Origin of the sequence: Streptomyces hokutonensis (assembly GCF_042751305.1) — a bacterium.
In the GTDB taxonomy this organism is placed as follows: Bacteria; Actinomycetota; Actinomycetes; order Streptomycetales; family Streptomycetaceae; genus Streptomyces; species Streptomyces hokutonensis_A.
On record NZ_JBHYWD010000018.1, the window covers coordinates 24,296 to 37,122 of the forward strand.

At 70.6% G+C, this 12,827-nt stretch carries 14 protein-coding genes; 7 read left to right on the forward strand and 7 right to left on the reverse strand.

Annotation, left to right across the window (positions count from 1 at the left end; translation table 11 throughout):
* Window positions 1-44: 44 nt before the first annotated feature.
* Window positions 45-557, forward strand: coding sequence for a MarR family winged helix-turn-helix transcriptional regulator (locus tag ACFXC1_RS36245; RefSeq protein ID WP_381251060.1), 513 nt, complete (start codon window positions 45-47; stop codon window positions 555-557).
* A gap of 68 nt (window positions 558-625) precedes the next feature.
* On the opposite strand, the gene ACFXC1_RS36250 is transcribed toward ACFXC1_RS36245, so the two are convergent.
* From ACFXC1_RS36250 to ACFXC1_RS36280, 7 genes are all read right to left on the reverse strand, one after another.
* Window positions 626-1,300 carry a 4-carboxy-4-hydroxy-2-oxoadipate aldolase/oxaloacetate decarboxylase gene (locus ACFXC1_RS36250; protein WP_381251062.1) on the reverse strand — a complete coding sequence of 225 codons (675 nt, stop codon included), beginning with the start codon at window positions 1,298-1,300 and terminating at the stop codon, window positions 626-628.
* Between the two features lie 9 nt (window positions 1,301-1,309).
* A complete protein-coding gene (locus ACFXC1_RS36255; RefSeq protein ID WP_381251063.1) occupies window positions 1,310-2,527 on the reverse strand; it encodes an aspartate transaminase in 1,218 nt (405 codons plus the stop codon).
* Window positions 2,528-2,531: 4 nt separating this feature from the next.
* Window positions 2,532-3,275, reverse strand: a complete 744-nt coding sequence (locus ACFXC1_RS36260) for an SDR family oxidoreductase (protein ID WP_019074841.1) — start codon at window positions 3,273-3,275, stop codon at window positions 2,532-2,534.
* A 73-nt stretch (window positions 3,276-3,348) separates the two neighbouring features.
* Window positions 3,349-4,665, reverse strand: coding sequence for an MFS transporter (locus tag ACFXC1_RS36265; RefSeq protein ID WP_381251065.1), 1,317 nt, complete (start codon window positions 4,663-4,665; stop codon window positions 3,349-3,351).
* A gap of 239 nt (window positions 4,666-4,904) precedes the next feature.
* Window positions 4,905-5,891 (reverse strand): 5-oxoprolinase subunit C family protein, encoded by a 987-nt coding sequence (locus ACFXC1_RS36270; RefSeq protein ID WP_381251067.1) that lies wholly within the window; start codon window positions 5,889-5,891, stop codon window positions 4,905-4,907.
* Entirely contained in the window at window positions 5,884-6,597 is a 714-nt protein-coding gene (locus tag ACFXC1_RS36275; RefSeq protein ID WP_381251069.1) for a 5-oxoprolinase subunit B family protein, read from the reverse strand. The genes ACFXC1_RS36270 and ACFXC1_RS36275 overlap by 8 nt, the downstream gene beginning before the upstream one ends.
* Complete coding sequence (locus tag ACFXC1_RS36280) at window positions 6,597-7,379, reverse strand: LamB/YcsF family protein (RefSeq protein ID WP_381251071.1); 783 nt, start codon at window positions 7,377-7,379, stop codon at window positions 6,597-6,599. The genes ACFXC1_RS36275 and ACFXC1_RS36280 overlap by 1 nt, the downstream gene beginning before the upstream one ends.
* 278 nt (window positions 7,380-7,657) lie before the next feature.
* Here ACFXC1_RS36280 and nac point away from each other — a divergent pair, with 278 nt between their 5' ends.
* The 6 genes from nac to ACFXC1_RS36310 all read left to right on the forward strand — a co-directional run bounded on the left by nac (window position 7,658) and on the right by ACFXC1_RS36310 (window position 12,764).
* Complete coding sequence (gene nac / locus ACFXC1_RS36285; RefSeq protein WP_381251073.1) at window positions 7,658-8,572, forward strand: nitrogen assimilation transcriptional regulator NAC; 915 nt, start codon at window positions 7,658-7,660, stop codon at window positions 8,570-8,572.
* Between the two features lie 113 nt (window positions 8,573-8,685).
* Window positions 8,686-9,648 (forward strand): 2-hydroxyacid dehydrogenase, encoded by a 963-nt coding sequence (locus ACFXC1_RS36290; RefSeq protein WP_381251075.1) that lies wholly within the window; start codon window positions 8,686-8,688, stop codon window positions 9,646-9,648.
* 67 nt (window positions 9,649-9,715) lie between these two features.
* Window positions 9,716-10,180: a MarR family winged helix-turn-helix transcriptional regulator gene (locus ACFXC1_RS36295; RefSeq protein WP_381251077.1), complete on the forward strand. Its 465-nt coding sequence runs from the start codon at window positions 9,716-9,718 to the stop codon at window positions 10,178-10,180.
* Window positions 10,177-11,595, forward strand: coding sequence for an MFS transporter (locus ACFXC1_RS36300; protein WP_381251078.1), 1,419 nt, complete (start codon window positions 10,177-10,179; stop codon window positions 11,593-11,595). The genes ACFXC1_RS36295 and ACFXC1_RS36300 overlap by 4 nt, the downstream gene beginning before the upstream one ends.
* A 35-nt stretch (window positions 11,596-11,630) precedes the next feature.
* Complete coding sequence (locus ACFXC1_RS36305; RefSeq protein ID WP_381251080.1) at window positions 11,631-12,227, forward strand: cysteine hydrolase family protein; 597 nt, start codon at window positions 11,631-11,633, stop codon at window positions 12,225-12,227.
* Between the two features lie 264 nt (window positions 12,228-12,491).
* The gene (locus tag ACFXC1_RS36310; protein WP_381251082.1) at window positions 12,492-12,764 is read left to right on the forward strand and encodes a hypothetical protein; all 273 of its coding nucleotides are present in this window, start codon (window positions 12,492-12,494) and stop codon (window positions 12,762-12,764) included.
* The last annotated feature ends 63 nt before the right edge of the window (window positions 12,765-12,827 follow it).

The window sequence follows — 12,827 nt, forward strand, 5'->3', positions numbered from 1 at the left end:
ACAACCATCTCCTCCAAATTTGAACAACGGGTAGACTCGATGTCATGGCCGACCCCGTTGAGCGCCCCGCCGACCAGCCCGAATGTCCCTCCCTGCAGGGCGCCGCGCTGCTCCCGCCCGAGCTGCGCGCCTGGATGCTGCTGCTGGCGGCGACGGGTGCGGTGGAGCAGGAGCTGCGTTCGGTAGTGAAGGGAAACCTCGACGTCTCGCACGACGAGTTCCTGGTGCTGTGCCTGCTGGCCGAGGAGCCCGCGGGGCTGCGCATGACCCGGATCGCCGAGCTGCTCGGCCGCCCGAAGACCCGGCTGACGTATCAGATCGCCTGTCTCCAGCACGCGGGCCTGGTCACCCGCAAGTCGGTCTGCGGGGACAAGCGCGGGGTCGAGGTCGCCCTCACGGAGAAGGCCCGACGCCTGCTGACGGAGGCGTCGGAGACCCTCTCCGAGACGGTCAAGCGCGCCCTCACCCAGTTCGTCGGCCCGGCCCAACGCGAGGCGATGTGCGCGCTGTTGCCGGATCTGGTCGCCGATACGCAGGGGTCGTCGGCGACGGCGTGAGGCGCCCTCGCCGGTCAGCGGCACCGAACTCGGCGCGACACGGAGATGGCGGGTGTCGCACAGCGGCCCTACTCCTCGATCACCAGGCCCTTCGCCGCAAGTACCGGGGCGAGGCCGCACATCTCGACGACCGTCTTGCCAGCCCGGTACGCGGCGATGAATCCCGCCTCGGCGTCGACGCGCTCCTGTGAGGCGGCGGCCGCCTCGGCCGCGTCCTCGCGGCGGACGACGACCACCCCGTCCGCGTCGGCGCGCATGATGTCGCCGGGGCGGACGAGTACGCCGCCGACGGTGATCGGTTCGCACATGGGGCCGACGGTCTCCTTGACCGTGCCCTTGATGGAGACGCTGCGGGAGAAGACCGGGAAGCCCAGGGCGCGCAGGTCCTCGGTGTCGCGGACGCCCGTGTCGGTGATCAGACCGGCGAGGCCCTTGGACTGGCAGGCGTTGGCGAGGACGTCGCCGAAGGAGCCCGCCTCCTCGTAGTCGCCGGCGGACACGACCACGACGTCGCCGGGGCGGGCGTAGGCGATGGCGGTCTGGAGCATGAGGTTGTCGCGCGGGGCGCACTGGACCGTGAAGGCCGGGCCGCACAGGGACATCGTGCGGTCGACCGGCTTGATGGCCGAGTCCAGCGCCCCGAGGCGGCCCTGTGCCTCGTGGACGGTGGCCGAGGAGAAGGCGCTCAACTGCTTGACGAGGGCGGGCTCCGGCCGGTCGAACTTCGTGCTGACGCGGATCATGACGACCTTTCAGGCGGAGGGGGCGGTGGACGTCAGTTCGGCGCACGCCGCCGCTATGCGTTCGCAGGCCTCGGTGAGGACGTCCGTCGACGTGGCGAAGGAGATGCGGAAGTAGCCGGGGGCGCCGTACGCGGCTCCGTGGATCACCGCCACCTGCCGGCTGTCGAGGAGGTGCAGGGCGAAGTCCTCGTCGTTCTCGATCCGGGTGCCGGCGGGCGTGAACTGCCCTATCGCCGCCTGGCAGTTGACCAGGAGGTAGAAGCCGCCGTCCGGGATCGTGCAGCTGAGCTGGGGCACGTCGTTGACGAGCTTCACGGTCTCGTCGCGGCGGGCGCGGTAGACCCGCACCGTCTCCTGGACGAAGTCCTGCGGTCCCGTGAGCGCGGCGGCAGCGGCGGCCTGGCTCACCGAGGAGGGGCACGAAGAGGTCTGGGACTGGAGGGTGTTGATCGCCGTCACCAGGTCCGCCGAGCCGACCCCGTAGCCGATACGCCAACCCGTCATCGCGTAGGTCTTGGAGACGCCGTTGGTGAGGAACACCCGGTCGGCCAGGCGGGGTTCGACGGCCGCGAGCGACGGGGCCTCCTGGTCGCCGTACCAGATCTCGTCGTAGATCTCGTCGGTGAGGACGCCGACGTGCGGGTGGGCCAGCAAGACTCCGGCGAGGGCGCGGAGTTCGGCGGCCGTGTAGGCGGATCCGGTGGGGTTTCCAGGGGTGTTGAGGACGACCCAGCGGGTGCGTTCGGTGAGGGCCGCTGCGAGGCGCTCCGGCGTCAGCTTGAAGCCTTCCGCCTCCGGGCAGTCGACGATGACCGGGGTGCCGTCGTTGGCACGGACCATGTCGGGGTACGACACCCAGTACGGCGCGGGGACGATCACCTCGTCGCCCTCGTCCAGTGTGGCCATCAGGGCGAGGAAGATGACCTGCTTGGCGCCGCCGCCGACGGTGATCCGGGAGTCAATGACGTCGAGTCCGTGACGTTCGCGGAGTTTGCCGGCGATGGCCGCCCGGAGGGCCGAAGTGCCGTTCACGGGCGTGTACTTGGTCTCGCCCGCCTCGATGGCCTTGATCGCGGCGGCCTTGACGTGGTCGGGGGTGTCGAAGTCCGGCTCGCCCACGGTGAGATCGAGGATGGTGAGGCCCTGGCTCTTCAGCTCGCGTACGCGCTGGGCCGCCGCCGTGCTCGGCGAGGGCTTGATGCGGTGCAGCCGTTCTGCCGTCTTCATGTGATCAGCCCTCCCTGCGCTCGAAGTTGAGGCCGCCGGGCACCTGGAAGGTGGGCAGGATCTCGATGTGGCCGATGTTGACGTGCCGGGGCGCGTCGACGGCGAACTCGATGGCGTCGGCGATGTCCTCGGGCTTCAGGGACTCGTAGCCGTCGTAGTACTCGCGCTGGGCGGCCTCCATGTCGCCGAGGAGGCGGCCGAAGATCTCCGTCTCCACCCGGCCGGGGCAGATCTCGCTGACGCGGACGCGGCGGCCGTAGCCGTCGACGCGGAGCTGGCGGGAGAGGGTGTGCACGGCGGCCTTGGTGGCGTGGTAGATCGTGTTGCCGCCGAAGTTGTAGACGCCGGCGATCGAGCTGATGTTGACGATGTGGCCGAGGTCGCGCTCGACCATGCCGGGCATCAGCAGGCGGACCAGGTGGAGGACGGCCTGGATGTTGACGGCGATCTGCTCGTCGACGGCGAACTCGTCGGCGGTGAGGATGTTGCCGGTGCGGGAGACGCCCGCGTTGTTGACGAGGACGTCGATCTCCAGGCCGTCGAGGACGGCGGTGAGCGCCTCGGTGTCGGTGATGTCGACGGCGTGGGGGACGCAACCGGTCTCGTCGGCAAGGGTGTTGAGCCGGTCGGCGTTGCGGGCCACGGCGTGGACCTCCAGGCCGCGCTTGGCGAGCCGTTCGACGACCACGGCTCCGATGCCGGTCGACGCTCCGGTGACGAGGGCCGTCCTGTAGTCGGAGATGGGCATGCTGAGGTGCTCCTTGCTGTGCGGGGTGGGGGGTGCAACAGGCGTGCGGGTGCCGGGAGTTCGGGTGGAACTGTCAGGCGTCGCGCAGGGGCAGGTGGGCGCGGTCCTTCACCTTGGACACGGCGAGGAGCGTGCCCAGGGCCGTGATCACGGCGTAGAAGGCCGGCATGTCGACGTTGCCCGTCTGCGCGATGAGGTAGGTCATCAGCAGGGGGGCCGTACCGCCGAAGAGGGCGGAGGAGACGTTGTAGCCGAGGCCGTAGGCGGAGTAGCGCACCCGGGTCGGGAAGAGTTCGACGAGGAGGATGTGGATGACGCCTGTGTGGCCGGCGAACACGACCGCCATGATGCAGGCGCCGAGGACGGCGAGCGCCACGTTGCCGGTGCCGATCAGCAGGTAACAGGGGATGCCGACGATGGCCATGGCTATGGCCGCTCCGGCGAGGACCTTCTTGCGGCCGACGCGGTCGGAGAGGCGGCCCATGTACGGGATGGCGATACAGATCGCGACCAGGCTGGAGGCGGTGACGAGAAGACCCTGCACCTTGCTGAAGTTCAGCTCGCTGCTCATGAAGGTGGGCATGTAGCTGAACAGGACGTAGTAACCGGAGCCGTTCATCAGGGGGATGAACAGGGCCAGCAGCATCGCGCGCCGGTGCTCGGCGGACGCGAAGGCCTCCTTGAGCGGGTTCTTCGAGAGGCCGTCCTCTTCCTTCAGGCGCGTGAAGTTGGGGGTGTCGCTGATGCGCTTGCGGATGTAGATGCCGGCGATGCCGAGCGGGACGGCGAGCAGGAACGGGATGCGCCAGCCCCACGACTCCATGCGCGCGGAACCGAGTCCGCTGGTCATGGCGGCGGCGACCAGGGTGCCGGTGAGCAGGGCGAGGAACGAGGCGATCTGCGCGTAGCTGGTGTAGAGCCCGCGCTTGCCCTCCGGGGCGTGCTCGGCGAGGAAGCTCATCGCGCCGGAGGCCTCGCCGCCGACGGAGAAGCCCTGCGCCACGCGGAGCAGGATCAGCAGAGCGGGTGCGGCGACGCCGATGCTGGCGTAGGTGGGCAGTACGCCGATGGCCGCGGTAGCGGCGCTGATGAGGAGGATGACGAAGACGAGCATCCGCCGGCGGCCGATGCGGTCGCCGAGGTGGCCGCAGATGACGGCGCCGAGGGGGCGGAAGAAGAAGGAGACGGCGTAGCCGAGGAAGACGAACTGGACGGCGGTCGCGTTGTCCGTGTTCGGGAAGAAGACTGCGGCGAGCGAACCGGCCATGAAGCCGAAGATGCCGTTGTCGTAGAGCTCGGCGAAGATTCCGACGCAGCCGGCGAGGGTGACCTTGCGGGCGGTTCTGGGATCGACCGTGTTGGGGACGGATTGAGCGGCCACGGTACTCATGGCGTCTCCTGTCTTGGCAGCAGGCGGAGGATGAGGGGTGTTGCGGCTCCGTGCGGGTGCTTCCAGCGGGTGGGCGGGGAGCGGGTGCGGGTGAGTTCTGTGGGCGTTCGTTGCGGTTTGTTATTTCGTGCGGGTCGGTGGGGGCTGGGCGCGCAGTTCCCCGCGCCCCTTTGAAGCCGGCCTGAGTTGAAGCGGTGCGGGTGGTCAGACCCCCGCGCCCCTTCGGAAGCGGGCGTGTGTCAAGAAGGTGCGGGCGCTCGGATGCGCAAGGCCTCGAAGGCTGTGTGGACCCTGGATCTCAGGGCGTCTATCGCCTGGCGTTGGGCGCGGTGGGCCGTGATCGCCTGGTCGAGGGTGCGGTGGCGGAAGTGGATGGTCTGGCCCGGGCGGACCTGGCCGAGGGCGGAGAGACCGGTGGCGGTGACCACGGCGAGGACGGGGTAGCCGGCCGTGACGCCGCGACCGCGGTGGAGTACGAGGAGTTCGTCCCCGGCGGGGACTTCTACGGCCCCGATGGGGACGCCTCGGGAGAGGACCTCGCCCTGGGTGACGCGGCGGGGTACTGCCCCCTGGAGGCGCAGGCCGATGTGGTTGCTTCGCGGGGTGACCGTGAAGGGCGCGTCGAACAGGCGCCGGGCTGTGTCGCCGAACTCGGCCCGGTCGGGGCCGTCGGTGACGTCGATGGTCCAGCTGGTGGGGAACGGGGGGACGGGTGCGTTGAGGCGGAACAGCGGGATGCGGGAGAAGGGGTGGTCGATGGGCGGGCAGGCCGTGCGCAGGGCGAGTTCGTCGCCGGCGCGGAGCGGCGGGCCGAAGCCCAGTATCGTGTCGGGGGCGCAGCTGCCCTGGAGGCGGTCGGCCTCGAACGAGCCGAGTACGGCCAGGTAGACGCGGAGGCCGCGGTCGATGCCGGTGACGCGGATGGTTTCGCCGGCCCTGACCGGGAGCGGTTCCCACTGGGGGCGTACGACTCCTTCGACGGTCACCTCGGCGGGGGCTCCTGTGACCGCGACGAGGATGTCGCCGGAGGGGACGCACGCGAAGTCGAGGGCGGTGATCTCCAGGAGCGGGGCGCGGTCGTCGTTGCCGCACAGGACGTTGGCGACGCGCGCCGAGTGCTGGTCGGCGGCACCGTTGGCGGGCAGCCCGTACCGGGAGCGGCCGACACGGCCGAGGTCCTGCACGGTGACGATGCCGGGGGTACGGATGGTGAGGGTGTCAGCCATGGCAGTCCGCCAGGCTCAACTCGGCGTATTCGTCCCACTGTTGGGGCTCGATGGGCCGGAAGCGGAAGGTGTCGCCCGGCCGGTACGCGGTGATCGGGTCGCTGTGCAGATCGAGGACGCGCACCGGGGTGCGGCCCAGGAGCGGCCAGCCGCCGGGCGAGGGCATCGGGCAGATGACCGCCTGCCGCCCGGCGACGGCGACCGAACCGGCGTCGACGCGGGTGCGGGGCGAGGCGAGGCGCGGTACCGGCTTCGGGAAGGGCGGGCCGTCCGTCATCGGGGCTCCGGCGGGTGCGCCGAGGCAGCGGACGGTGAGGTCGGTTCCGGAGTGCAGGTCGACGATCTCGCCCTCGGACAGGCCGAGTTGGGCGGCCACCTCCGGCAGGTCCGGCCCGTACTCGCCGCCGTAGACGACGGGGACGACGAAGCGGCGCGGGGGTGTCGTGGGCGCGGGGTGCGGGCCGAGGCGGGCCGCCTCGTGGGCCAGGACTCGGCGGACGGTGGTGTGGTCGGTGGTGGCGCAGTCGAACTCGACGAGCAGGGCGTCGTAGGTGGGCACCACGTCGTGGACACCGGTGAGCTGTACGGCGTTCAGGGCGTCGGCGAGGGCGTGGACGAGCCGCCAGGCGGCTTCGGCTTCGAGGCCGACGGCCTTGGCGACGAGGGCGGAGTCGCCGCAGTCGACGATGGTCAAGTCGTTGCTCATCAGGCGTCCTTGCCGCTCAGGACCTTGTCGAGCGAGGCGATCTCGACTCCCGCGGTGAGGAGTTGCTCGCGGATGCGGCCGGCGAGGGCGATCGCGCCGGGGCTGTCGCCGTGCAACAGGACGGTGTCGCAGGCGACTTGGACGTCCGTGCCGTCGACGCTGCGGATGACGCCCTCGGTGACCATGCGCAGGGTGCGGCGGGCGACCTCGTCCGGGTCGTGGATCACCGCGCCGGGTTCGGAGCGCGGGACGAGGGTTCCGTCGGCGCGGTAGGCGCGGTCGGCGATGCCCACGATGCCCACCCGCAGGCCCCGGGCACGGGCCGCGTCGGCCAGCTCGCCGTCCTGGGCGAGGACGATCAGCGACTCGTCCAGGGCTGCGACGGCGTCCACGACGGCGCGGGCGTAGTCGGCGCGTACGGCGACCAGGTTGCCGAGGCGGCCGTGCGGGGCGACGTGGTGCACCCGGGTGCCGTGGGCGACGGCGAAGGCCTGGAGGGCGCCGATCTGGTAGAGCACGTCGGTGCGGACCTCCTCCGGGGTGAGGTCCATCGCGCGGCGGCCGAAGCCGACCAGGTCGGGGAAGCCGGGGTGGGCGCCCACGGCGACCTGTTTCTCGACGCAGGTCCGCACGGTCGCGTCCATGATGCGGGGATCGCCGGCGTGGAATCCGCAGGCGACGTTGGCGGAGGTGAGCATCTCCAGAAGGGCCGCGTCGTCGCCCATTGTGTAGGCGCCGAAACTCTCGCCGAGATCGGCGACGAGATCAACCATGGGGGTCATGACGTCCTCCGGGAGAGAATGCGGGAATGGGGAACTCCGGGAAAGGGAATTCCGGGGAGGGAGATGCCATCACGTCTTCGTGACGCCGGAACGGAGAATGTTCCTGGCTGGATGTTCCGCACAACTTATTGCGCCCGTCGCGTGATCGCCAATATCCGTTCGGTCTGGCGTTATCGCGAACCGCTATGACTCCCCTCACACCCTCCAGTCTCCGGGGCTGTGCTTCGGGGTGATCCCTCCCTACGATGAGGCTTCGCTCCACCCGGAAGGCCCCGCGCATGGACACCAGACGTCTCTACTCGTTCATCAAGATCATCGACGCGGGGAGCATCACGCGCGCGGCCGACATCCTGCACATCGCCCAGCCGGCGCTGAGCCAGCAACTGTCGGCCCTGGAGGCGCAGTTCGGGCAGCAACTGCTGATCCGCAGCAAACGCGGGGTCGCCCCCACCGAGGCGGGCCGCGCGCTGTACCGGCACGCCCAGCTCATCCTGCGGCAGGTGGACCTCGCGCAGGCGGCCGTCGACGTCTCCGGCCGGGCCCCCGCGGGCAGCGTGTCGGTGGGCCTCGCGCCGTACAGCCTGGGCGCGGCCCTCGCGCTGCCGCTGCTCAAGAGCGTGCGCGAGCGCTACCCGGACATCCTGCTCCACATCAACGAGAACTTCGGCGGGGTGATCAGCGAGGCGATCATGACCGGCCGGATGGACATGGCGTTCATCTACGGCGCCGGGCCGCTGCGGGGTGTGCAGTTCGAGCCCGTCCGTACGGAGGACCTCTACCTGATCGAGACGCCCGGCGACGCGGCACCGCAGGGGAAGGGCGAGGTGCGCCTGGAGGAGCTGGCGAGCCTGCCGCTGCTGCTGCCCAGCCGGATCCACACGATCCGGCAGGTGGTGGACGCGGCCTTCCAGCAGGCGTCGCTGCGGCTGAACGTGGTGGGCGAGGTGGAGTCGGCACTGACCCTCGTGAACGCGGTGGACGCGGGCCTCGGGGCGACGGTCCTGCCGTGGTCGGCCGCGCGCGCCATTCTCGATGTCCGCGCCCTGTCCGTACGGCGGATCGTGGACCCGGTCATCCAGGTCAAACTGTCCGTGGTCACGTCGGACAATCAGCCGCTCTCGGAGCCTGCGCTCGCGGTGCACGATCTCTTCCTGGAACTGATCGCGGGCGACAAGAATAACGACGACGAATAGCGTCACACAAATCCGCTATTTGTTTCCGGTGACCGCCGCGGCTAGCTTTCTTCGCAACCCCTGCGAAATTATGCGCCCGGTCGGCAATACGCGGCTCGTCACTGGAGAAGCACATGAAGAAGCGTGTCCTCGCCACCCGTGAAACCCTGCCCGGCCGAGGTCTGGACCGTCTCTCCGAGAGCGCGGAACTGGTGGCCTGGCCCGGCGCCGGCAAGCCCGGACCGGCCGACCTCGCGGCCCTCGCGCCGGGCGTGAGCGGCGTACTGGCCCTTGGCAACGACCCGGTGGACGCCGCCCTGATGGACGCGGCGGGCCCCTCGCTGCGGGTCGTCGCGCTGGCCAGCATGGGCTTCGACAACGTCGACAGGGCGGCAGCCGCGGAACGCGGCATCGTCGTCACCCACACACCCCGCGTGCTCGCGGAGACCACCGCGGACCTCACCTTCGCGCTGATCCTCGCCGCCCGCCGCAGGCTCGGCGCGGCCGGGGCGAGCCTCGCGGAGGGCTCCTGGGGACTGTTCCGGATGCACGACTACCTCGGCCTGGACGTCCACGGCGCCACCCTCGGCCTGATCGGCTACGGCCAGATCGGCCGCGCGGTGGCCCGTCGCGCCCACGGTTTCGGCATGCGCGTGATCCACCACGACCCGTACGCCCCCGACGACGAGCTCTCGACCTCGGTGGGCCTGGCCGCACTGCTGGCCGACGCCGACGTGGTGTCGCTGCACGTACCGCTCACCGAGGAGACCCGCCATCTGATCTCGGCCCCTGAGCTGGCCGCGATGAAGCCCACGGCCACGCTGGTCAGCACCTCGCGCGGCGGGGTCGTGGACGAGGAGGCGCTGCTCGACGCGATCCGCGAGGGACGGCTGCACTCCGCCGGGCTCGATGTCTTCGAACGCGAGCCGATGGGACGGGAGTTGTCCCCGCTGGTCGCCGAGCCGAACGTGATCACGCTCCCCCACATCGGATCGGCCACCGAGGCGACCCGGGCCGCGATGGTCGACCTGGCGGTGGACAACATCCTCGACGTGCTGGCCGAACGGGCCGCGCGTACACCCCTCCCGAAGGCGTGAGCCAGGAGCCACAGAGAAATACACAAGTAACTTGGCAAAGTTGCTTGTGCAGTTTTACGGTGGGGTCATGAACACGAACCCCGAGCCGACCGTCGCGACCGCGCAGCGGCTCAGCGACGCGATCATCCGGGTGCGCGCACGGCTGCGGACCGAGTCGGGGCAGCACGCGACCGGTCTCACGCCCACGCAGCTCGCCGTGCTGGGGAGCGTCGTAAGGGAAGGACCCGTCACGGCGGCGCGGCTGGCCGCGCTGGACCGGGTCAGCGCGCAGTCCATCGCGCAGAGTCTGGCCGTGCTGAAGGCCGCCGGGCTGGTGCACAGCGAGCCCGACGCGCGGGACGGCCGCAAGAAGCTGATGAGCGCCGACCCGTCCGCGGCCGAGCTGATCCACAAGCTGCTGCGGGGCCGCGCCACCTTCCTGGCCAGGGCCATCGACCAGCTGGTCGCCCCGGAGGAGCGGAAGGACGTCGACAAGGCCATCGAGCTGCTGGAGCGTCTCGCCGGGGCCGAGCTGGACGACGGCCGCATATGAGGACCGACGCCGCCAAAGCCGTCGCCTCGGCGCGCGACCTCGCACGCAAGCCGTTCGCCTGGACCTTCACGACCCCGCTCTATGTGGGCGCGAGCCTGAACCCGGTCAACAGTTCCATCATCGCGACCGCGCTGGTGCCGATCGCCACCGAGCTGCACGCCTCCGTCGGCAGCACGGCCGTACTGGTCTCCTCGCTGTATCTGGCCAGCGCCATAGCGCAGCCCACCGCCGGCAAGCTGGCGGAGGTGCTCGGGGCGCGCCGGATCTTCCTGGCCGGGATCGTGCTGGTGCTGCTCGGCGGTGTCGTAGGGGGCCTCGGCCAGAACCTGGCGATGCTGACCGTCGCCCGTGTCCTGGTCGGTATCGGCACCTCGGCCGCGTTCCCCTGCGCGATGGTGCTGATCCGGCGCCGCGCCCAGGACGCCGGTCTCGACGCACCGCCGGGCGGGGTGCTCGGCGGTATCGCGATCGCGGGCATGGCCACCGCCGCCGTCGGGCCGCCGATCGGCGGGCTGCTGGTCGGCGCGGGCGGCTGGCGCTGGGCGTTCCTGATCAACATCCCGGTCACCGCGATGGCGATGGTGATGGCGGTGCGCTGGCTGCCCAAGGACCCGGCGCTCGACCGCGCGGACCGGCGGTTCCGCAGGGTCGCCGACCGGATCGACCTGCCCGGCATCCTCGGCTTCGCCGTCACGATGAGCGCGCTGGTCATCTTCCTGATGGACCTCCCCCGGCTCGACTGGATCGCCCTCACCGTCTTCGCCCTGGCCGCCGTCCCCACCGTCCGGTGGGAGCTGCGCAGGCCCGCTCCGTTCTTCGACTTCCGCGGCCTCGCCGCCAACGGCGCCCTCACCCGCACCTATCTGCGCCAGGGGCTCACCCTGCTCGGCACCTACTCGGTGATGTACGGCATGACGCAGTGGATGGAGGCCGCGCACGGGTACTCCACCGTCACGGCGGGCCTTCTCCTGCTGCCGATGGGCGCCGTCTCCGCGCTGCTCTCCCGGCCGCTGGCCCGCCGCAATCTGGTGCGCGGCCCGCTGATCGTCTCGGCGGTGACCATGCTGATCGGCTCGGCCGGGATCATGCTGCTCACCTCGGACAGCCCGGCCGTCGCCCTCGTGCTGGTCTCGCTGATCTTCGGCGTCACCTCGGCCGCCACGACCGTGGGCAACCAGACCGCCCTTTACCTCGCCGCGCCGCCCGACCAGATAGGCACCGCCTCCGGCCTGTTCCGCACCTTCGGCTACCTCGGCACCATCACGTCCGCCGTGATCGGCGGGATCGTCTTCCGCGACGGCGCGAGCGACCACGGCCTGCACATCCTCGGCCTCGTCCTGGTCGGGGCGGGCGTCGTGGTCCTCCTGCTGACCGTCCTGGACCGCCGGCTGATGGGCCGCGACACGACCACCTGACCCCCAATGAAGTACCCACTCAAGGAGAACCCCTCGTGAGCACCACCCCCCTCCCCACGATCGACCCCGCGCGCACCGCCCTGCTGGTCATGGACTTCCAGAACGGGATCGTCCCCGCCATACCCGACTCCGACGCCCTCGTCGAGCGCGTCAAGGACTCCATCGCCGAGGTCCGCGCGGCCGGCGGCACCATCGGCTACGTCCGCGTCGCCTTCACCGAGGACGACTGGGCGGCCGTCCCCGAGCACAACCCGACCTTCAGCGGGGTCGCCGGGGCGAAGATGCTGCACCACGAGGACGCCTCGACCCAGATCGACGAGCGCCTCACCCCCGAGGACGGCGACGTCGTCGTCCGCAAGATCCGCTACGGCTCCGGCTCCACCACCGATCTCCACCAGCAGCTGGACGAGCGGGGCATCGACACCCTGGTGCTCGCCGGGATCAGCACCAGCGGGGTCGTCCTGTCCACCGTCATGGACGCCGCCGACCGCGACTACCGCGTCCTGGTCCTCTCCGACGGCGTCGCCGACCCCGACGCCGACACCCACCGGGTGCTGGTCGAGAAGGTGTTCCCGTCCCGGTCCCAGGTCATCGACACGGCGGCGCTACGAGGGCTGCTGCGCTCCGCCTGACGGAGTCCCCGGGAAAGACCACCCGGAGCTTCCGCACCCGCCCGTCCTTCCGGAACATCAGCCAGGCGAGGCTGGGCGGGCAGGGGTTGGAGATGCCGGCGGGGTTTATGGCCTCCATCTCCCAGATGGCGATGTCGCGGCTGGCCACGACATGGCGCAGCTGCTGGATCACGCCCACGCCACGAACCACATCAGCGACCTGGGCGTCCCGAGTGCGGCACGCACTACCAGGGCCGCACCATCTGCTCGCCCGATCACGTGCTGATGAACACGTCGTTCATCGTCCAGGCCGTCCTGTTCGCGACCGGCGCGATCCTGCCGGCGCTCACCCTGCTCACCGGCCGCGCCCGCCGGGTCGTCATCGCCCACGCCGCAGCGCACGCTGTTGGCTTCCTGCCGATCGGCCTGTTCCACGGTTCGCCGGACGGCCCGGGCGAGCGCCGGCTGCGGACGGCCGGATGCGCCGCGGTGGAACGCGTTCCGGTCGCCGGGGTGAGTGCGAACGCCCTCGTCGTGGGGACAGTCGCCCAGCCGTGACCGCCTTCCAACGAGTCGTACCGACCCCGGAGGCCACGAGCCCGAATCGGGCCCTGCGAAGGA